Raw genomic sequence first — 22,736 nt, 5'->3', positions numbered from 1 at the left:
ACCAAATAAATACTGTATACATTTTACTATAGATTTCCTTATTTTTCAATGATTTCCAAGGCTAATTCTTTAAGTTGTTTTGCGTCAACAACATTTGGTGCATCTGTCATAAGACAAGTTGCATCTTTTATCTTAGGAAAGGCGATAACATCTCTAATACTGTCTTTTTTTGCCATAAGCATGACCATTCTATCAAGCCCATAAGCCAGGCCTGCATGTGGGGGAACACCATATTTAAATGCATCTAAAAGGAATCCAAATCTTTCATAAGCATCCTCTTTTGTGAAGCCAAGTAATTCAAGCATTTTTTCTTGGATATGGTTTTGCGATATTCTAACGCTACCTCCACCGATTTCAGTACCATTCAATACGATATCATAGGCTTTCGCACGAACTGATCCTGGATCACTTTCAAGTTTATCAAGATCTTCTTCCATTGGCATTGTAAATGGATGATGCATCGCTGTAAATCTATTTTCTTCTTCTGAAAACTCAAGAAGTGGGAATTCTGTAACCCAAAGAAATTCAAAAATATTCTTATCGAGTAATCCAAGGCTATTTGCGATTTCAACTCTAAGCGCGCCTAAAACATTCCATACGATCTTATTCTTATCAGATGAAAACAAAAGTAAATCACCGGGTTTACCTTCCATAGCATCAATAAGTGCCTGCATTTCATCCTCTGTCATGAATTTTCCAAATGATGATTTAAATGTGCCATCTTCATTAATTGCAATATATGCAAGACCTTTTGCGCCATATCCCTTAGCGAATTCCACTAAAGCATCTATCTTTTTACGAGGCATTGCACCTTGACCATTTGCATTAATTCCTCTAACCGAACCGCCATTTTCAAGAGCTCCTGTAAATACAACAAAGCCGCAATCTTTTACGATATTTGAAACATCCTTAAGCTCCATACCAAATCTAAGATCTGGTTTATCAGAACCAAAACGATCCATTGCTACCTGCCATGTCATTCTTTGAATTGGAAGTTGAACATCAACGTCAATCACTTCTTTGAATACATGTGCCAACAATCTTTCATTTACTTCTATAACATCATCAATATCAACAAATGACAATTCCATATCAATCTGTGTGAATTCAGGTTGTCTGTCCGCTCTTAAATCCTCATCTCTAAAGCATTTTACAATCTGCATATATCTGTCATATCCAGAACACATTAGTAATTGTTTAAATAACTGAGGTGACTGTGGAAGTGCATAAAAGTTACCTGGGTGAACACGGCTAGGAACAAGGTAATCCCTAGCTCCTTCTGGCGTACTTTTTGTAAGCATAGGAGTTTCGATTTCAAGGAACCCTTCATTTGCAAGAAATAATCTTGTAAGTGTAGCAACCTTGCTTCTCATAATCAAATTATTTTGAAGATCCGGTCTTCTAAGGTCTAAATATCTGTATTTTAATCGAAGTTCTTCCTTTACATTTGAATTTTCCTCAATAGGAAAAGGTGGAGTCTCTGATTCTGAAAGGATTCTAAGTTGCGTTGCACGAATCTCTATTTCACCAGTCGCAAGATTTTCATTAACAGCTCCTGAACGTTTTTCAACTTGTCCAACCACTGCAATTACAAATTCATTTCTTATGCCATAAGCCTTTTCAAAGCCTTCTTTTCCGATATCATTTTCATCAAATATTATCTGCAATAAACCGGAGCGATCTCGCAAATCCACAAAAATCAAGCTTCCTAAATTTCTTCTTTTTTGAACCCACCCCATTACAGTTACAACTTGTCCTACATTTTCAACACCTATTTCAGTACATCTATTACTTCTTTTTAAGCCTTTCATTGATTCAGCCATTTTTTCCTCCTTATAAATATCTCTTAGTTTAACGGGTCATTATAGAATTCCTTGAATTCTTCATAGCCTTGTTGTATAAGTTGTTCTTTTTGAAATTTTTTATTTTTATTCATTCTAACTACAAGAACTTTTTCGCCATTCTTTCTTGCATTTTGCGCTTCTTCAATTACATTACACAAAGCTTTTCCCGCGATGCCTTTTTCCAAAAGATATGCGATTTTCTTTGATTCAGTAGGTATCTGAAAGCCACTTTCAAGAAGTAGTAATACAATCCGTTCAAATCCAATTGAAAATCCGCACGCAGGAACATCACTTCCCGTGAAATTTCCTACCATCTTATCATAACGTCCACCGCCGCCACAACTTCCACCAAACTCAGGGATAGAAATTTCAAAAATAGTTCCTGTATAATAAGACATGCCCCTCACTAATGTTGGGTCAAATATTATTTCGAATTTTGCTGCCTTTGTAGTTTCGACACTTTCAATAATTTCAGCAAGACTTTCTTCTACTTCTTTTTCAAGAAAACCAACCAGTTCATGTGCAAGATAAGCCACACCATTCTGCGCATTATCAACACCTTTGAATAATGCCACGTATTTATCTATGCTTGTCTTATCAAATCCACTGCTTTCTAATTCAGTAGCAACTCCGTCAAGACCTATCTTGTCCATCTTATCTAGAATAATAAATACGGTATCATAATTTTCTTCTGAAAATCCACTATACGCCGCCATTGCCTTAAGGATTCTTCGTTCATTGATACGAATCTGGAAATCCTTGAATCCAAGTTTTCCAAGCGTTGTTGTTGTTGCGAGAATAAGCTCAATTTCTGCAAGATTACTTGGCTCTCCCAAAATATCAATATCACACTGCATAAACTGACGATAACGACCTCTTTGCGGTCTGTCAGCTCTCCACACATTTCCAATTTGTAGTGCTTTAAATGGAGTAGGAAGCTGGCTTGCATTATTTGAATAGAATCGAACTAGTGGAACCGTCAAATCATATCTAAGCCCCGTATCTACAAGGTCAGCTTCTGTCTTTGCAGTTTCAAGGTTCAGCTTTTCTCCACGTTTTAATACCTTGAATATGAGTTTTTCATTTTCTCCGCCCTGCTTGCTACTTAAATTTTCTATATTTTCCATACAAGGTGTCTCTATCGGTGTAAATCCAAAATCACCATAGGTATCTTTTATTACACCAATTACGTAATCTCTTATCTGCATCTCCGCTGGTAAAATGTCTTTCATACCTGTTACAGGCTTCTTACTGAGTGCCATAACTGCTAATCCTCCAAATCTATATCATTTATTTCGATTTTACTTTTTTCAATCAATTGTAATGTTTCCGGTTCGTGTATCATTCTCTGAAAAGTAATAAAGACAACCATATCCATATTTTTAACTTCTTCTATCATGATATCCACAGCAGTATCTATGTCGAATGCCTTTCTGTAAGGTCTGTCCGCAATCAACGCCGCAAATTCATCAACCACTCTTATAATCCTTGCTCCAAGTGGAATTTCTTCACCTTGTAAATTATCTGGATATCCACTTCCATCATAGCACTCATGATGTCTAAGTACTGTTTCCATTAAATTATCTGAATAATGATAATCTAAAAGCAAATCATAACTTAATTTAGAATGCATTCTCATATATTTCATTTCTTCAATTGAAAGTCCATCGTTATTTCTTCCATACAAATACTGCGAAAGTTCAAGTTTTCCAATATCATGAAGTAATCCAGCTAATGCCAAATCGTAACACTCTGCTTCTTCTAACTTCATAGCTTTTGCAAGCGAATATGCAAGATTACTTACTAATATTCCATGTGAAATTCCATCCTTAAAATCGTTCCACATATAATTATTTTTTTTCTGTTTATAATCATTTACATTATTATTCAACTTAACACGATTCACTGCTGTCCCGCCGATATACTGATTATTTACTTTCTTTTGTTTATCCATTACTCAATTTCCCCTCTAACTCTAACCAATTAATTAGAAACTGTTTTCTGCGAAAAATTTACGTTTTCTATCAATCATCTCATCAATTCTATCTATATAATTTCTTACATCTTTTACATTTTCTATTCTTTCAACTCTATCATAGTTGCCATCTTCACTATAAAAAATAACCTTTGAGGCACCGCCTGCACCAACTGCTATTATTGTCTGCTTCTCCTCCATAATTAGAACATTATAAATGCATTCTTTTCCTGGTTTAGAATAGCCCACATTTTCGAAATTACCAGCCATATTTTTCTGACGATACATATAATACGGTTCAAGTCCCATTTCTTTTGCATATGCTGCTGTCATCGCAACGATTTCATCCGTATTAACAATTGATACATTCTTATATTTCTCTTTTAAAATATTAATCGCCGCAGCACGTTTTATTGCAAGTGAATGAATTGTAAGGCTATCTGGGCTTAATTTCTTAATTTGTTCTAATGTATAATGAATCATTGCTTCGTCTTCACCTGGAAGTCCCAAAATCAAATCCATGTTAATATTATCAAATCCATTGTCTCTTGCCATTTTAAATGAATCTATAATCTGTTGAACCGTATGACGTCTACCAATAATATCAAGCGTTTTCTGATTCATCGTTTGAGGATTAATCGAAATTCTACCTACTTTATGAGACTTCAAAACCAATAATTTTTCCAATGTAATACTGTCAGGGCGACCTGCCTCTACCGTTAATTCGTAAACGTGCTCAACATTAAAATTATTTTCTAAGGCAGTAAGTAATCTGTCTAATTGTTGCGCGGAAAGAGTAGTTGGCGTTCCACCTCCAAAATATATCGTGTCTAACCTTCTATCCTTCATGCTGTCAGAAACAAACTGCATTTCCTTGATTAACGCATCTAAATAATTGTCTACTTCTTTTTGCCATATTGCTAATGAAAATGAGGTAAATGAGCAATACAAACATGTAGTTGGGCAAAATGGAATTCCAATGTATAAACTATAACCTTTAATATAGTCTATACTTTTTAGTATCTCAAGTTCTTTCTTTGCCACTACCACCGCTAAATCAATTTTTTCCTCACTTACAAAATGTTCTTCTCTATAGAATTTTCTTATATCTGATTCAGGAACGCCATTATTGAACATTTTTACCACAACTTTACTTGGTCGTACTCCTGTTACATTTCCCCAAGGCAATGTTTTTCCTGTTAATTTCACTAATTGCAAATATAGTTTTTCTTTGAATTCATCATGAATTTCTCCCTTACTTCTACCATCAATTACTGGTGATTCAACTTCAATCGTAAGTTCAGCATCATCAATTGGCTTTGATGTCACTTCTGTTCTTGGATAAAAAGATTTTACTAGAATATTTGCATCGTCATAAAAATCTAAGTCCTCTATTTTAATATAAATCATATAATTTTTGTCCTTCACTAAACCTCATTGGCAAAATGGGTTGTACTTTTTTTCATATTCAATCGTAGTCGAGTCTCCATGGCCCGGATACACGATTGTTTTTCCGGGTAATATGAGCAATTTTTCTTTTACTGAACGTATAAGCTGTGATGCACTTCCTGTTGGAAAATCACTTCGACCTACAGATTCATTAAATAATGTATCACCACTGATTAGAATATCTTCGTTTAAAAAGTAATAACAAACACTGCCTTCGGTATGACCCGGTGTATGAATTACTTTTATCGAAAATCCAGCAATATTTAATAATGTTCCATCTTGCACATATTCGTCGGCCTTCAGTTGAACGTTTGCTCCAAAAGATGAGGATAAATTAAAACTACTATTCTCAATGATATTCTTTTCTTTATCACAGGCAATTACAGGTATATTGAATTTTTCTTTAATCTGATTCGCGGCCAAAATATGGTCAAAATGACCATGTGTAAGTAAAATAGCTTGCGGCTTTAACCCGTTTTCTGAAATTACGGATTTGATTGTCGCTGGACTATCCGCCGGGTCAATAATAATTGTATCCTTTGTCGATACATTTACTATGAAATAGCAATTAGTACTTACTGATCCAAGCACCTTCGTAATTATTCTAATTTTATTTTCGTCCATAATGTGACCATACCTTTCCGCTATCATCAACCTGTAGTTCTTATAATATCAACTACACCTTCAATATTTCTTAGCTTATCAACTATTTTTTGCAATTCATCTTTGCAATGAATATCAAATCCAACACTGATTGTAGCTTTATCATGCTTATTTACTCTACAATTCATTGATTTCACATCTATATTACTCTCTGTAAATATCCTTGAAATATCTACAATCAAAGCTTTTCTGTTATTTGCAAACATCTTGATTTCGGCTGTGTACTTCTCACCTGTCGCTTCTGTTTTCTGCCATTCAGCGTCAATTAGTCTTTCTCTTTCACTTTCTGGAAGATTCAGTACGTTGATGCAATCAGTTCTATGGATTGAAATTCCTCGGCCTCTTGTAACAAAGCCTACTATTTCATCACCAGGAACAGCACTACAGCATTTTGAATATCTTACTGCAACATCATGAATGCCTCTAACTACAATTCCACTCTTAGAATGCTTCGTTGGCGTACTTGTTTTTTCTATTTGCTCTGAATGTGAATCAAGTATATCTTTATCCGTAATGGAAGCCTTTTTCTTTTTATCAAATTCTTCAACTAATTTATTAACTACCTGGCCTTCTTTTAAACCGCCATGTCCAACTGACGCAAGAAGGGATTCCCAGTCTCTAAACCCATATTTTGTAAGTGTCTTCTCTACATATTCAGCTTTTGTATAATCGGAAAGTTGAAGACCTTTCCCCTTGGCATATTTATCAATTAACTCTTTGCCTTTTATTATATTATCTTCTTTTAATTCTTGCTTGAACCACTGATTTATCTTATTTCTAGCCTGAGTGCTCTTAACAATTTTTAACCAATCTCTACTTGGTCCCTTAGAATTCTGAGAAGTAATAATCTCAATTCTATCACCGCTTTTTATCAAATAATCAATTGTAACAAGCTTACCATTCACTCTAGACCCAACCATTTTATTACCTACAGCACTATGAATACTGTAAGCGAAATCGATTGGTGTGGAACCGTTTGGTAGGTTTTTAACATCACCTGAAGGTGTAAAGCAATATACATTATCTGAAAATAAATTCAAATCATTTTTTATGGATGTCAAAAACTCCTTATTATCAGACATATCTTTCTGCCACTCAAGTATTTGTCTAAGCCAGCTAAGTTTCGCTTCTTCACTCTTTTCACTGCCTTCACCAGTATTGCCCTCTTTATATTTCCAATGGGCTGCAATACCATATTCAGCAGTTCTGTGCATTTCATAGGTTCTAATCTGAATTTCAAAGGGCTGACCACTTGATGAAATTAAAGTTGTATGCAGTGATTGATACATATTGGGTTTAGGCATAGCAATATAATCCTTGAAACGCCCAGGAATTGGCTTATACATTTCATGTATGATACCTAATGCTGCATAACAATCTTTTACTGTCTCAACTTTAATTCTAACTGCAAACAAATCATATATCTGATCTAATGTCTTATCTTGATTTATCATTTTTCTATATATACTAAAGAAATGCTTTACACGTCCATCAATGTGACACTCAATGCCAGCACTCTCAATATGTGTTCCTACTTCTTCTATTATTTCTTTTACAAATGCTTCTCTTTGATTTTTACTTAATGCAATTTTATCAGCCAAATCCTTGTATACATCTGGATGCAAATACTGCATTGATAAATCATCGAGCTCAACTTTGATTTTAGAAATACCAAGTCTATGAGCGATTGGTGCATATATATCCATTGTTTCTCTAGATTTTTCAATTTGTTTTGCTGGCGTTTGATACTGCATCGTTCTCATATTATGAAGTCTATCCGCTAGTTTTATAAGAATTACTCTGATATCCTTTGCCATTGCAAGAAACATCTTTCGTAAGTTCTCTGCCTGGACTTCAATCTTATCATTATCATAGCTTAACTGTGTCAACTTCGTAACACCATCTACGAGAAGTGCAACTTCATTACCAAATTCTTTTGTTATTTGTTCCGTCGTAATAGAAGTATCTTCTACTACATCATGTAAAAGACCTGCAACAATAGTCTCTTTATCAAGCTCTAATTCCGCTAGGATAATTGCAACAGAAAGAGGATGAATTATATATGGTTCACCCGATTTTCTTAATTGTCCCTTATGTGCATTATTAGCAATTTCATATGCTTTCCTGATCTGTGAAAAATCAGTTGAGGGATGATATTTTTTTATACACTCTACAAGTTCATTATATAGCACATCTTGACTCACGAAATCCACTGGTGACTTAATTGAAATTTCTGTGCCATCTTCTAAAGTCTTCTTCTCATCTGTTTCTTCTGACATTTCACACCCGCTTTCTCGTATAGAACTTTCATACAATTATAATGGCAATAATGCGATATTGCAAGTCCCAAACAAGAATCCTGTGAAAACCGCATTATAATAAGTACATATATCATCTTTTCGTGTTAAATTCGCTTGAAAATGTAGCGATGAATATTAAGTTATGGTTTAAAGCTATCGGGAGGTGGTGAGTGAATAGTAATTTATAATTATGCATTTCGCCTGCCTTTCCTTCAAGCAGTATATTTTTTTGCAAGCCTCAGGGATGATGAAAAATCTCACTTCGTTCGATCTTTCATCTGAGTCTTGGAAAAAATATGAACACTGCTTTCAGCCGGTCTACGGCGAAATGCATAATTATAAATTACTATTCACCGTTTACTTCGTTGAGCGGCTTTAAAACATAAATTAATATTCATTCTACACTCCCTCGCTTGCCCTTAGATGCGCAAAGCATTCGGAATGTAGTTGTATGCTCCCCCAATACATTCTCTCGCCCTGTTGGCCCTTTAATGCCCTTTAAAATGCAAATATGAATATTCATTCTACACCCTCCCACACTTGCTTTGCCCTTTGCGCCCCACAAAGAGTAACCCTGAATATTCATTTACCCTTATAAGCTTTACAGCTGACCGGCCGAAATCAGCAGTCATGGTTTTTTCATCTGAGTCTAGTCCAAAGCATACTGTTTGAAGGAAAGGTCGACAAATTGTATGAGTATTCATGCATACATCTCTCCACGCATTTGCCCTTGCCCCACCCAAAATGTAACCATGAATATTCATTCTACACCCTCAGTTCCACTGCGATACGTACATGTTATAATACGTCCCCATTTTCCCCATCAAAGCTGTATGCGTCCCTTGCTCGACGATATTGCCCGCTTTTACGACTAAGATTTCATCGGCATTTTGGATTGTTGAAAGTCTGTGTGCTATTACAAAGCAAGTCTTTTCCTTCATCAGTCTACGCATCGCATCCTGGATTTTTGATTCGGTTCTTATATCAACGTTAGATGTGGCTTCGTCTAAGATAAGCATGTTTGAATCTAATAACATTGCTCTGGCTATTGTTATGAGTTGTTTTTGACCTTTTGATATATTCGTACCTTCTTCTGATAGAATCGTATCATATCCTTGTGGCAGACCAATTATATAATTATGAATCTTGGATGCTTTTGCTGCTTCTACCACTTCCTCCATTGTTGCATGTTCTTTACCATAGGCAATATTATCAAATACGGTTCCTCGAAACAACCACGTATCTTGAAGCACCATTGCATATGACTTTCTAAGACTATCTCTTGTGACATCTAATATATTATTGCCATCTACAGTTATATTACCGCTGTCGATGTCGTAAAATCTCATTAAGAGATTGATAATTGTCGTTTTTCCGGCTCCTGTTGTTCCGACAATTGCAACTAACTTGCCTGGCTCGGCATGAAAGCTAAGATTCTTTAGTATCGGTCTTCCTTTGACATAACCAAAGTCAACATTTTTAACATCAACTTCACCCAAAACATCAGTTAATGTCTTTGCTTCAAATATATCTGCAGCTTCTTTGGGCTCATCAATCACTCTAAATACTCTCTCAGCTGCAGCTAATGCCGACTGAAAATCACCCATTATATTTGCTGCTTCATTAATCGGTCCTGAAAACTTTCTTGAATACAGTACAAATGATGAAATATTTCCGAGTGAAATTGCTGATTGCATATATAAAATTGCTCCGAACACAGTAATTAATGCAAGCGATAAATTATTAATAAAGTTAACAAATGGACCCGTCATGCTTCCGAAATAATCTGCATTATAATATCCCATCACAGCATCTTCATTCTTTTTTTTGAATTTTATGATTGTATTATTTTCTTGGTTATAGGCTTTTAAAGTCTTCTGTCCTGCTATCATCTCCTCAACAAAGCCATTCATACGTCCAAGAGATGCTGAACGTTCACGAAACAACGGTCTTGTCTTTTTAACAATAAATTTGGTAATGAAAATTGACATTGGTATTGTAATCACAAATATAAACAAAAGGTTTGTTGAAATTGATGCCATCATTACGAAGGAACCTACAACCGTAATTAAACTGGTACATAATTGGACCAAATCTGTAGAAAGTGAGGTATTGACTGTATCAATATCATATGACATTTTGCTTAAAATTTCACCTGTCTGATGTGTATCGAAATATGATATTGGCAACCGCATTAAGCTACCAAACACATCTTCCCTCATCTTGTGTATAATCTTCTGGCTGATATTTACCATTAAAACAGAAAGAACATAAGATAAAATTGAAGAAATAATATAAAATGCTGCCATCAGTCCACAGTAATAGAATACTTTATCAAATGCAACCTTTCCTACACCACCTTCAATATTATCAATTGCGAGGCCTGAAAGTCTCGGACCAAGAAGTGAAAATACATTACTTGCAAAAGACATTGTTAGTGCCAATATCATTAGAAATTTATATCGAAATAAATATTTTCCAAGTCGACGTATCGTTCCTTTTTTATTAATACTTTTACTATTACTTAGTATTTCCTCTGCACTTGTTCCTTTATGAATCTTTGGTCCGCCGCCAGAAAACATTTCCGCTCCTGTTCTAGCCATATACGTCACTCCTTTCGAAAATATTCAAACAATCATTCTAATACGAAAATATCAAAAACTATCATTTACCAAGCTGTAGATTACTTATCTCTCTATATTCCTGACATGTAAGCAGAAGTTCTTCATGCGTTCCTTTGCCTACCAATTTACCTTCATCAACTACAATTATAATATCAGAATTCATAACCGAACTTACACGCTGCGCAACTATAATCGTTGTAGTATCTACGAAATTTTTCTTGATGTCATTTCGTAATGTTGCATCTGTCTTGTAATCAAGTGCACTCGATGAATCATCTAAAATCAGTATTTGGGGACTCTTTGCGAGTGCTCTTGCTATCAAAATTCTTTGTTTCTGTCCACCGCTTAAATTAGCACCTTTGATTGAAACGTCCGCACCAAATCCATTTTTCATCAACTTAATATGATCAAGAATTTGTGCATATTCAGCTGCTTTTTCCACCTGCTTATCCGATAATTCTCGTCCAAGATTAATATTTTCATATATGGTATCCTCAAACAATGTATCATTTTGAAATACAGCGCCAAACTTTTGATAAAATTCATCATGGGAATATTTTCTGATGTCTTTTCCATCTATTTTGATTACCCCGCTATCAACGTCATAAAAACGCATTAAGAGGTTGATTATTGTCGTCTTTCCTGAACCAGTTGCACCAATTATCCCAAGTGTTTGACCTTTTTTCAAAGTAAAGCTGACATCCTCTATACTGTAGTAATTTTTATTATACGAAAAGGATACATGATCAAATTCTATCCTATAAGGAACTTGAGAATCTTTATATGAATTGGCATCTGCATATTCATTTCTATTAGCATCTGAATCCTTATATGAACCAGTATCTGAATCTACATATACATTTGTAACCTGCTTCAAATCCTCACAAGTATTCAATACTTGTTCTATTCTATTTGCTGATGCAGTTGCTTTTGAAAATAGCACAAATAGATTTGTAATAGAAAGCATAGCATTCAAAATAATTGTGAAATATGTAAGAAATGCTATGATTGTACCGGGTTTCGTAAGCCCTACATTTACTCTTGATGCGCCTACAATGATTATCAATACCCAACCCATATTAAGCAAAAAATTCATTACAGGATTCGTGATTGCCATTACAATAGCGGCTTTCTTTTCCTTTGAAACCACATTTGCATTTATTTTTTCAAATTGTTTTTCCTCATAATTCGTCTTTGACAATGCCTTAATTACTCTGATTCCAGTTATACTTTCCCTGACTTTTCTAACTAAAAGATCTGCCATAGACTGTTGTTCAATATAGAGTGGAATTCCTTTTTTTGAGACAAAAAAAACAACCACACCCAAAAGTGGAAGTGATGCTACCAATATAAGTGAAAGTATAGGATCAAGCGTCATTGTTAAAGCGATTCCTCCAATTAAAAGTATTGGTGCTCTCACTCCTAATCGTTGCATTCTACCTATGACATTATGAATATTATAAGTATCTGAAGTCATTCTTGAAATTAAAGAAGCCTCTGTAAAAGAATCCATCTGATTAAAGGATAATGATGTTATCTTTTCAAAAAGATCATTTCTTAATACTCGCGTCGCATCTTTTGCAACCCCAGCTGCCATTCTGTTTGCAATTATGTTTCCAAGCACAGCAAAAAGAGCGCAGAAAAACATAGCCACACCCCATAAAAGTACTTTATTAATATTGTTTTGAGGAACTACCTCATCAATAATATAAGCGAGAATCCAAGGTAAAAGTAAATCCATAAGGGTTCCGCCAAATTTTATTACAAACCCCACTATCATACGATTAAAGTGGGGTTTTAAATAATTTATTATAATTTTCATTTTTAATTACAACCTTTTTCAGTAAATAAATCACCCATTAAGAAGTCACTATTTTGCGAGGCAAGTAATTGTTCAGGTACTGAGCAGTTACAAATAAACTAGCTTTTATTTTCCAGGATATTTGATAACTGAATCTACCTCATAGCCTTCAAGCTTGTCACGACCATTAAGTCCTTCTAATTCAATAAGAAATACTGCTTTAACAACAATTCCGCCAAGCCTTTCAACTAACTTAATTATTGCTTCTATTGTTCCGCCCGTTGCCATTAAGTCATCAATTATTACAACTCTTTGACCTTCCTTTATGGCATCTTTATGCATTTCAATTGTCGCTGTACCATATTCTAATGCATATTCTGTTGAAATAGTTTCACATGGAAGCTTACCTTTCTTTCTTACTGGAATAAATGGTTTATGCATATTATATGCAATAGGTACCCCAAAAATGAATCCACGTGATTCAGGGCCTAACAGTAAATCAAACTCAACGTCTTTTAACATTGCTTGCATACTATCAATTGCAAGATGTAATCCATCAGCATCCTCCAAGACACTTGTTATATCTCTAAAAATAATTCCTTCTTCAGGAAAATTGGGTATACTTCTAATATATTCTTCAATCTTTTTCATTTAAATTATCCTTTCAATTTATCAATTTTTTATACTTCAGCATATGTCTTTTCCATAAATTCTCTTGCTGCAATCGCATTTGATGGATTTGTATCTTCTAATGTCACATGAACATATGGTTTATGTTGTTTCACTAATTTTAACAACAACGGATAGTTTAGTCCGCCTGTTCCTGCAGCAACTGAAATAATATTATTGTTTTCAACCACAAAATCTTTCGCATGTATAATTGCAATATCATTGCCTAGTAAATCAAACGCCTGTTGCATTATTTCATCTTGGTCTTTGATATTTTCAACTGAAAGAACATTTACAGGGTCAAAAATAATCTGTAGATTAGGTGAATTAATAGCATCTAATACTTTTTTTGCTCTTTCTATCGTATATACAATATGCTTATATACTGGCTCAATGGCAAATATGACACCGAATTTTTCAGCATATTCAATAACTGGTCTTAAATTCTTGATAAATATTTCAAGTGCTTCTTCTGAATGGTTGGCTGGATCAAATTTATATTCCGTATTAACAGCACCCGTCTCAGTGCCTACAACCGCACAGCCGAGTACACTTGCAAATCGAATATGTGCCTTATACTTTTCAACAATCTTAGCGAGTTGTTCTGGATCTGGATTTGCTAAGTTAAGATAACAACCAAGCACTGCAACATCCACTTTATTCTCAATGCACAATTCTTTCATATACATAGCAAGTCCTGGTGTCATTGTTTCTATCTCTGGTTTAAATTCCTTAATTGATTTACTTAATGCTATATGCATACAATGGAATCCCTGGTTATGTATATTAGGAATTAATTGTTCAAGTGGTGCATACTCCATATCATGTGCTCTAATACCAATTCTCATTAAAAAAATACCTCCCATTAGTAATAAATATATAACTCTAATATATTAAATCTAATATTAAAAATCAAAAACAACTTTTATTTTACTATTCTTAAATACTTGTGTCAACTTATCTATTAACAACTTTTATTTAATTACAGCTTTATTACAGCTTTTTTATTATAATTGCTATTCACTCATCTCTATTATATTAAATTGCAAACTTGTTCTTCCATTATAGAGATTAATATTGGGATAATATAATATAGATTTCTTATCCCCTCTTACTGGGAGGTTCTCTTGCGAAGCACGAAATGAAATTGCTTCAATTATATTACCTCTTTCATTTTCAAGCGTTATTTTAAGTACATTTTTATTTTTTCCAATCAAATAAGCATTTTTTACTATTAGATTATTATCTGCAAATATAGGTTTTTCATTTGATTTACCAAATGGCTCAAGCACTGAAAGTTGTTTAACCAAATCCATTGTTACGTAATCCACTGGCATAGCAACATCAATCCAAGTAACTTTTGTCAAATCAGATTCACTAAGATTGGCACAATCATTCAATTTCTTTCTAAAGTTTTCCACATTTTCTTCAGACAATGACATTCCTGCAGCCATTGGATGTCCTCCAAACTTTATGAGTAAATCTTTACACTTGTTGATTTCTTCAAACATATTATAGCCATCAATTGAGCGTCCTGAACCTTTGACACCCTCCTCCGCATTCGTAAGCACAATGGTTGGCTTGTAATATTTTTCGCGGATTCTTCCTGCAATAATTCCTGCTAGACTCTCATGACAATCTGGTAAATATACGACGAGAACGTTATCATTATTTAGAGAATCCTTTTCCACAATATCCAACCCTTTTAAAAGCTCTTTCTGGGTCATATCTTTTCGCTCGTCATTGAGTGCTTTAAGATCTCCAGCCAATTCATAGGCCTTTTTTTCATCTTTTTCTAAAAGCATTTGTAAAGCTCTATTTGCAGTATCTAGACGCCCACTGGCGTTTAGACATGGTCCAATTATAAAGCCAATATGGTAGGTACTGATATTTTCCATATCAATTCCACATAAATCAATTAATGCTTTCAACCCAAGATTCTTAGTGTTCTTAATTTTATTCAAGCCTAGTTTTACGATTACCCTGTTTTCATCTTTCAAATCTACGATATCGCCTATCGTTGCAATCGCCGCAAATTCAATCAGCTCAGAAAGCTCCAAATCGGGGATTTCATACTCTTCATATAGTACCTGAACCAGTTTAAATGCCACTCCTGCACCACATAATACTTTAAATGGATACGTACATTCAATTTGCTTAGGATTAATGATTGCGTCTGCTTTGGAGGATAAATATATTTTTTCATTATTATCTTCGATGTAAGGGATATCATGATGATCAGTAATTATCATAGTCATCCCAAGCTTCTTTCCATAAGCAATCTGGTCAATTGCTGCAATCCCATTATCACATGTGATAATCGTATCTATTCCATCTTCTTTCGCCTGTAAAATAAGATTTTCATTAATTCCATAACCATCAACGATTCTATGCGGTATCACATAATCCACGTCTGCCCCAATTTTTTCTAATGCTTTATATAATATGTATATCGAACAAATTCCATCAATATCATAATCTCCAATTATTCGTATTTTAGAATTTGAAGAGATTTTTTCTTTAATTATAGATACCGCCTTATCCATGTCTAACAGCGTTCGTGGATTATGTAAGATTTTATAGCAATCTTGACCATTACTAAGATACATTTCAATATCTGTTTCTCCTATTACATCGCGGTTTCTTATCACGCGTGCAACCACTGGATCTATATTATACTTTTTCCCGATTTCATAGAAATCTGCTTTCTTTGCATATACTTTCCAAATACTCATCTTTCTTTTCCACCTATTCTATCTAATAAACCTACATAAAAATATCCCAGTCAAATTTTAGTATTCGACTGGGATATTAAATTATATGCTGAATTTATTTACTTGCGATTACTTTATTCTTTTTCTTATCAGCATACATTTTAAATGTATACCACAATCCACCAGTAATACATACTGATGAAAAAGTACCAAATGCCACACCTACGAGAAGTGGAAGTGCAAATTCCTTAATTGAACCTACACCAACAATATATAATACTAATAATACAATAAATACTGTAAGGTTCGTATTAATTGATCTTGATAATGTATGTGTAATACTTGTATTAACAAGTACCTTTAAGTCCGTTTTGCTATTTGCAGTCTTAAGGTTTTCTCGAATTCTATCAAATATAATGATAGTAGCATTTATTGAGTATCCTAAAATTGTAAGCATACATGCAATAAATGTATTACCTACGGCAGTTCTGGAGAATGAATAAAATGCCAACAATACTAACAAATCAATCGCCAATGCAATAACTGCACTTGCAGCAAATTTGATATCTTTAAATCTAATCCAAATATATAATAACATTAATAAAATGGAAACAACTACCGCAATAATTGCATCATTTTTCATTCCTTCACTAACGGTTGCACTGATTGTTTCAGCTGTGATCGCAGTTTGAGGAACATTAAAGTTAGTTTCTAAAGCAGTATCTAAAGCCTCTCTTTGTGCAAGATCAAGTGTAATTGTTTTAAAAATAACTTGATTACTGTCAGTAACTCTTTGTTGTTGTACACCATTATTCACTTCGATAACTCCCTGAATAACTGGAATTACTTTATCTTCGATTTCGGCTTGACTCATATTTTCATTAAATTCAACTGTAGTAACAGTACCACCAACAAATTCAAGACTATAATTAAAAGCTCCATTACCTGTAGTCGAATTAAATATCATATAACCAAATCCCGCAATTATAATAATGATTGAAACGCCAAGATATAGATATCTTCTCTTCATGAAATCATATATTTTCTTAAACTGAGTAGCACCGTATAACTTTGGATTTTTAACGCCTAAGCTAAATAAGAGCTTGATAATTGTTCTAGATAGAAAAATCGATGTAAACATAGATACAAGTACACCAATCGCAAGCGTCTTAGCGAACCCTTGAACGCTACCAGAACCTTTTATAGCAAGCACAAATGCTGCAATTAAAGTTGTTATATTACCATCTATAATTGCTGTTAAAGCTTTATGGAAACCTAGGTGAATCGCATTTTCAATTGTCTTTCCATCGCCAATTTCCTCTTTAATTCTTGAGTATATAATAATATTAGCATCTACTGCCATACCAATGCCAAGAATAATACCCGCAATACCCGGAAGTGTTAGTGTTATTTCGAAATAGCTTACCATCAAAATAACGGCCGCTGTATATATAATCAAAGATATACATGCAACAATACCAGGAATTCTATATACAACAATCATAAATGCAAATAATATTAAAAGACCAATAATAGTAGCCATAATACTTGTACGAATTGCATCTGCGCCAAGTTTTGCTCCTACAACGTTTGAGCTTATTTCCTTAAGTTCACATGGAATTGAACCAATTCGGATATAGGAAGCTAGTTTGTCAGCAGTTTCAAATGATTCCATTTTGTTGATTACAGCACTACCACCACTAATTGTTGTTTCAACTATAGGTTGACTTACAGTAGCACCATCATAAACAATATATATTGCTTTACCTATATTTGCAGCAGTCGCCGATTCGAACTTTTTTGCACCCTCATCATTAAATTCAAGATTTACTCCATACTTAGAGCCAGTAGTTGCAGCAGAATCTGTATATGCTGAAGCAGTTTTTACATCTGAACCAGTAAGTAATGGTGTATATGCTGTTTTTGCATTAAAAGCCTTATATCCTGCATCATCTAAAAATTCAAGAGACCCTGGAGTTCCTAACTGTTCCAAAATAGTATTCGCATCTGTCACATCAGGAATTTCAACAGCTATTCTATTTCCGCCTTCTTTGTATACTTCTGATTCATTACTATAAGTTCCAACTCTTTGCTGAAGCTTATAGATTGTATCTGTTAGATTCTGAGCACTAGGATTAGGATCTACTGTTTCATATGTAATACTAACACCACCAGCTAAATCCAAGCCAAGTTTAATGTCAGAAGCACTACCATTACTTCCATTATTATTCGCAATTCCAAAATATGCAATATAACTAAATCCAAATAACATTGCAAGTATAACAAGTGAATAAATAACCTTCTTCTTTAATTTGTAGTTCATTTTTCTACTCCTCCAATTAGTCTTGTGCCATTGCTGCCTTAATCATAATTGCACATTCAACCCTTTTTCTTTGCATTTCACAACCAATATCGTAGGCATCATTGATATCACCTTGATAATTATAAGAATTTGCTGCACACCCACCACTACAGAAAAATTTTGCAAAACACACTTTACATTTTTCTTTTGAATATACATTGCTCGCCTTGAACTTGTCCCGAATATCAAGTCTTGTAATTCCTTCATCGACATTACCCATAATGAATTCATCCTTACCAACAAACTGATGACATGGATAATAATCACCCCAAGGAGTAACTGCTAAATATTCACATCCTGAACCACAACCCGAAAGTCTCTTCGCAACGCAAGGTCCGCCATTTAAATCGATCATAAAATGAAAGAAATTGAAGCCATTCCCAGCTTTTTTTCGTTTTACAATTTCTGCTGATAATTTATCATATTCACCAAAAATCTGATTTAAATCTTCTTCTCTAATCGCGTATGCTTCTTCTGGTTGTGCAACAACAGGTTCCACTGAAATCTGTTCAAAACCATTGTCTGCAAAATGAAGTACGTCCTTAGAAAAGTCTAAATTATTATGTGTAAAAGTTCCTCTAACATAGTAATTATTCTGATTACGGCTTTCAGCTACCTTTTTGAACTTTGGCATAATAATATCATAACTACTTCCATTACCGTTTCTAGTAGGACGCATACGGTCATTAATTTCTTTTCTGCCATCTATACTAAGTACAATGTTAGACATTTCCTTATTTGCGAATTCAAGGATTTCATCATTTAAAAGAATTCCGTTCGTAGTCAATGTAAATCTAAATTTCTTGTTATTGTCTTTTTCAAGACTTCTACCATACTCTGTAAGTTGTTTTACAACTTCCCAGTTCATAGTAGGCTCTCCACCAAAAAAATCTACTTCCAAATTCGTTCTTGAACCCGAATTGTGAACTAAGAAATCTAATGCTTTCTTCCCAACTTCAAAACTCATCAAAGCTCTTCTGCCATGATACTCGCCTTCTTCTGCAAAGCAGTAACGACAAGCTAAGTTACAATCATGCGCAATATGTAAACAAAGTGCCTTAACGACTGTAGGTCTGTCCTTAAAACTATCAATATACTCTTCATAAATATCTTCTGTAAAAAGTCTGCCTGCTTCTTTTAATTCTTTGATCTCTTCATAGGCTTCATAAATATCTTTTTCAGAATGTTTTTCTTCAAACTTTTCTTTTATCTCCTCTAAACTCAAAGTTTCAAATAGAGGCACAATATCATATACTATATCGTCAACCACGTGAACAGCTCCACTGTTGACATCAAGTATTATGTTAAATCCGTTGTTTTTGTACTGATGTACCATTATATTAAGTTACCTTTCAATGAATAAGAGAGTGTCCTTTAATGCTTTAAACACTCTCCAAATTTCTTAATTATTTTTGTTCTCGCAGCTCTGATTTCCTACTGTGCAAGATGTTTTGCATGCTGACTGACATGAAGTCTGACATTCGCCACATCCGCCCTTTTTCATTGTATCTTTCAAAACGCGATCACTAATAGTCTTAATATGTTTCACAATGATACCTCCTAAGTTTATAAACTTTGATTATTATATCATAAAGTGGATATTATTTAAAGCATTTTTTTGCTTTATATTCGTTATGAATCTAGATCTATTTTATTTAAATAAATCCACCCATACGAAGAACAAATATCCATACTGTTAGTGTTACCGATGAGAACAATGTTGTTAAAACAATAATGCTAGAGGCGAGGACCTCATCATTATTCATACTCTTCGCCATTATATAGCAGCTTACTGTTGATGGCGATGCAAGCATGATTAATATTGATACCAATTCTTGATTTCTAAATCCCATCCATATTGCAATCGGCAAGAATATTCCTGCTTGCAAAATCAATTTAATGACCGAACCAATAATCGTTGGTTTTATTTTTTTAATTGCTTTTCGCCCTTCAAATCCTGCTCCAATTACAATTAAAGCAATTGGGGTCGCAGTGGAAGCGACGCTTGTGATTGTCTTATCTATAATTACTGGGAACTTAATATTTAATACAGAAAACCATAATCCAAAAAAAATAGCTATTATTATGGGATTTTTAATGATATTGATGCAAGCTTTCTTAATGTTTTCTGCGTTGCTCACTTCAATCAGACTTCCATCTTCATTGCGTTTTTTCGCTTTAAAAGTCAAGACAATTACTGAATATATATTATAAAGTGGAACAGCTGCTACTATCATTAGCGGCGCCATTCCTGTATTAGAATACATATTTTGTACAAATGCCAATCCAAGAATGGCCGCGCTGCTTCGAAATGAACCTTGAATAAAGCTTCCTTTCATTGTGTCATCTTTCATAAACAATTCCGACAATAACCAGATTGCAACAAAACATATAGTTGTTACGATCATACAAAACAATACAAAGCTAATATCAAAATCTTTTTTTACATTAGATTGTGCTATATCTTTAAAAAGCATAGCGGGCAGCGCCACTATAAACACATATTTATTTGCCTTATTAACGAAATTATCATCTATTATATTTAACTTCTTAATTACACCGCCTAGAATCATAACAAGAAATATTGGCACTGTAGCATTCACACTATAAACAAAACTGTCCATTGTATCCTAACCCTTCCGATTTTTCTGTACGCAAGTAAACAATTGTGATTGTAGCATATATTTCAGCTTTTTCAAGTGCCATCGAACTTTTTTGTCCCTCATGCATAAAATAAATCTATATTACTAAATAAGGAGTTTGCATATGACAAAGAAAAAAAGCATTGCTATCATCGGCGGCGATATGCGCCTAAAATATTTAGCAGATATATTGTTAAGCAAAGGACTTCCGACTTTATGTTACGGAAATTCCTCTATGAATGACACAGCCATCATTACAAATAGCCTTAATAAGATAATGGAAGAAAGTACTGTTTTAATATGTCCTATCCCATTTTCTAATGATCAAGAACATATTATTAATCTTGAAAGTAAAGAAGATCTTACAATCAAGAATTTTATAAATGGTCTACAGGCACATCACATTGTGATAGGTGGTAAATTTCCAATTGCACTGAAAGAATATTGTTGTAATAAAAAAATCACTCATTATGACCTTTTAGAGAATGAATCATTTGCAATTAATAATGCGATTGCTACTGCTGAAGGTGCAATCATGGAAGCAATTAAGTCAAGTCCTGTTAACATTCACAATAGCAAATGTCTAGTTCTGGGTTACGGACGATGCGGAAGTGTTCTTGCCAATCGCTTGTCTAATCTGAATGGAAATATATGCATTTTAATACGACGTGAAATTCAAGCTGCAGTTGCTTCTTCTTATGGATATTCTTATTGTTATGAAGATCAGCTTGATAAAAGAGTGCAAGAAAGTGATTTTATTTTTAATACAATTCCGACTCTAATACTAAAAGAAAATACATTAAGATTGGTAAACAAGGACACAACAATTATTGATATTGCCGCTTTTCCTGGCGGACTTGACTATGAATACGTTCAATCCGCTGGTATAAATGCAAAACTATGCCTCGGTATCCCTGGCAAAATAGCGCCGCTTGCATCAGCTCGTTTCATTTATGAAAGAGTCGAACGAATCATTTACGAGCGCACTGATATTTTTTTAAAGAACTAACCTATCTAATTTAAGTAAGAAAGAAGTGAGTAGAATATGCTCTTATCAGGTATTAATGTTGGAGTCGCAATGACAGGCTCTTTTTGTACTTATGAAAAAATCTTTAAAGCACTTGAAAACCTTGTTGCAGAGGAAGCCAATGTAACCACGATTTTTTCAAATAACTCTTCTACCATTGATTCGCGCTTTGGCGATGCCAAGACCCATCTTGAACGAGCCGAAAAAATCACTGGCAAAAAACCGATAACCACAATCGTAAATGCTGAGCCTATTGGTCCAAAAAAAATGTTTGATATTCTATTAATATCGCCATGTACCGGAAATACGTTAGCAAAATTAGCGAATGGAATCACAGATACCCCAGTTTTAATGGCAGCAAAATCTCATCTTCGCAACAATCGACCTCTCGTTATACACTTATCGAGTAATGATTCTTTAAGTATGAATTTAAAAAACATTGGGCTTCTTGCTAATACAAAGCATATATATTTTGTACCTTTTGGCCAAGATAATTGCGTTGGAAAACCAAACTCTATGATCTCTAATCCTGAGCTTATCATTCCGACTTTATTAAATGCATTACAAGGCAAGCAACTACAACCTGTAATTCAAGGTGTCCTATTGAATACTAATTGATTCGAACTTAGTACTATGCAGTTGTCGTTTTCGATGACTCAACTAATA

18 protein-coding genes are annotated in these 22,736 nt (G+C 34.1%); 2 read left to right on the top strand and 16 right to left on the bottom strand.

The window, feature by feature from the left end; translation table 11 throughout:
* Nucleotides 1–38 precede the first annotated feature (38 nt).
* From aspS to BMY18_RS10550, 16 genes are all read right to left on the bottom strand, one after another.
* The gene (gene aspS / locus BMY18_RS10625; RefSeq protein ID WP_092453792.1) at nt 39–1,823 is read right to left on the bottom strand and encodes an aspartate--tRNA ligase; all 1,785 of its coding nucleotides are present in this window, start codon (nt 1,821–1,823) and stop codon (nt 39–41) included.
* Nucleotides 1,824–1,846: 23 nt separating this feature from the next.
* On the bottom strand, nt 1,847–3,106 hold the full coding sequence (hisS, locus tag BMY18_RS10620; RefSeq protein WP_092453789.1) for a histidine--tRNA ligase: 1,260 nt from the start codon (nt 3,104–3,106) through the stop codon (nt 1,847–1,849).
* A gap of 5 nt (nt 3,107–3,111) precedes the next feature.
* Nucleotides 3,112–3,798, bottom strand: coding sequence for an HD-GYP domain-containing protein (locus BMY18_RS10615; protein WP_092453787.1), 687 nt, complete (start codon nt 3,796–3,798; stop codon nt 3,112–3,114).
* 33 nt (nt 3,799–3,831) lie between these two features.
* Nucleotides 3,832–5,229, bottom strand: coding sequence for a coproporphyrinogen dehydrogenase HemZ (gene hemZ, locus BMY18_RS10610; protein WP_092453900.1), 1,398 nt, complete (start codon nt 5,227–5,229; stop codon nt 3,832–3,834).
* Between the two features lie 24 nt (nt 5,230–5,253).
* Nucleotides 5,254–5,892 carry an MBL fold metallo-hydrolase gene (locus BMY18_RS10605; protein WP_092453898.1) on the bottom strand — a complete coding sequence of 213 codons (639 nt, stop codon included), beginning with the start codon at nt 5,890–5,892 and terminating at the stop codon, nt 5,254–5,256.
* A 26-nt stretch (nt 5,893–5,918) separates the two neighbouring features.
* Nucleotides 5,919–8,210 carry a RelA/SpoT family protein gene (locus tag BMY18_RS10600; protein ID WP_092453785.1) on the bottom strand — a complete coding sequence of 764 codons (2,292 nt, stop codon included), beginning with the start codon at nt 8,208–8,210 and terminating at the stop codon, nt 5,919–5,921.
* 545 nt (nt 8,211–8,755) lie between these two features.
* On the bottom strand, nt 8,756–8,995 hold the full coding sequence (locus BMY18_RS10595) for a hypothetical protein (RefSeq protein WP_092453783.1): 240 nt from the start codon (nt 8,993–8,995) through the stop codon (nt 8,756–8,758).
* 9 nt (nt 8,996–9,004) lie between these two features.
* Nucleotides 9,005–10,834 (bottom strand): ABC transporter ATP-binding protein, encoded by a 1,830-nt coding sequence (locus tag BMY18_RS10590; RefSeq protein WP_242941016.1) that lies wholly within the window; start codon nt 10,832–10,834, stop codon nt 9,005–9,007.
* A 61-nt stretch (nt 10,835–10,895) separates the two neighbouring features.
* On the bottom strand, nt 10,896–12,635 hold the full coding sequence (locus BMY18_RS10585; RefSeq protein ID WP_278281004.1) for an ABC transporter ATP-binding protein: 1,740 nt from the start codon (nt 12,633–12,635) through the stop codon (nt 10,896–10,898).
* 147 nt (nt 12,636–12,782) lie between these two features.
* On the bottom strand, nt 12,783–13,307 hold the full coding sequence (locus tag BMY18_RS10580) for an adenine phosphoribosyltransferase (RefSeq protein ID WP_092453779.1): 525 nt from the start codon (nt 13,305–13,307) through the stop codon (nt 12,783–12,785).
* Nucleotides 13,308–13,336: 29 nt separating this feature from the next.
* Complete coding sequence (locus BMY18_RS10575; protein ID WP_092453777.1) at nt 13,337–14,173, bottom strand: sugar phosphate isomerase/epimerase family protein; 837 nt, start codon at nt 14,171–14,173, stop codon at nt 13,337–13,339.
* 168 nt (nt 14,174–14,341) lie between these two features.
* Nucleotides 14,342–16,060: a single-stranded-DNA-specific exonuclease RecJ gene (gene recJ, locus BMY18_RS10570; protein WP_092453775.1), complete on the bottom strand. Its 1,719-nt coding sequence runs from the start codon at nt 16,058–16,060 to the stop codon at nt 14,342–14,344.
* Between the two features lie 94 nt (nt 16,061–16,154).
* Nucleotides 16,155–18,362, bottom strand: coding sequence for a protein translocase subunit SecD (secD, locus tag BMY18_RS10565; RefSeq protein ID WP_092453773.1), 2,208 nt, complete (start codon nt 18,360–18,362; stop codon nt 16,155–16,157).
* 16 nt (nt 18,363–18,378) lie between these two features.
* Nucleotides 18,379–19,737, bottom strand: a complete 1,359-nt coding sequence (gene scfB, locus BMY18_RS10560; protein WP_092453771.1) for a thioether cross-link-forming SCIFF peptide maturase — start codon at nt 19,735–19,737, stop codon at nt 18,379–18,381.
* A 66-nt stretch (nt 19,738–19,803) separates the two neighbouring features.
* On the bottom strand, nt 19,804–19,950 hold the full coding sequence (gene scfA / locus BMY18_RS10555; protein WP_092453769.1) for a six-cysteine ranthipeptide SCIFF: 147 nt from the start codon (nt 19,948–19,950) through the stop codon (nt 19,804–19,806).
* A 106-nt stretch (nt 19,951–20,056) separates the two neighbouring features.
* Nucleotides 20,057–21,025 (bottom strand): AEC family transporter, encoded by a 969-nt coding sequence (locus BMY18_RS10550; RefSeq protein ID WP_092453766.1) that lies wholly within the window; start codon nt 21,023–21,025, stop codon nt 20,057–20,059.
* A gap of 142 nt (nt 21,026–21,167) precedes the next feature.
* Between BMY18_RS10550 and dpsA the strand changes: the two genes are divergently transcribed.
* Entirely contained in the window at nt 21,168–22,052 is an 885-nt protein-coding gene (gene dpsA / locus BMY18_RS10545) for a dipicolinate synthase subunit DpsA (protein WP_092453764.1), read from the top strand.
* A gap of 36 nt (nt 22,053–22,088) precedes the next feature.
* Entirely contained in the window at nt 22,089–22,688 is a 600-nt protein-coding gene (locus BMY18_RS10540; protein WP_092453762.1) for a dipicolinate synthase subunit B, read from the top strand.
* Nucleotides 22,689–22,736: the final 48 nt, after the last annotated feature.

This window comes from [Clostridium] fimetarium, assembly GCF_900111235.1.
Classification (GTDB): Bacteria; Bacillota; Clostridia; order Lachnospirales; family Lachnospiraceae; genus Clostridium_N; species Clostridium_N fimetarium.
This window is presented reverse-complemented; position numbering and strand designations above follow the sequence as displayed.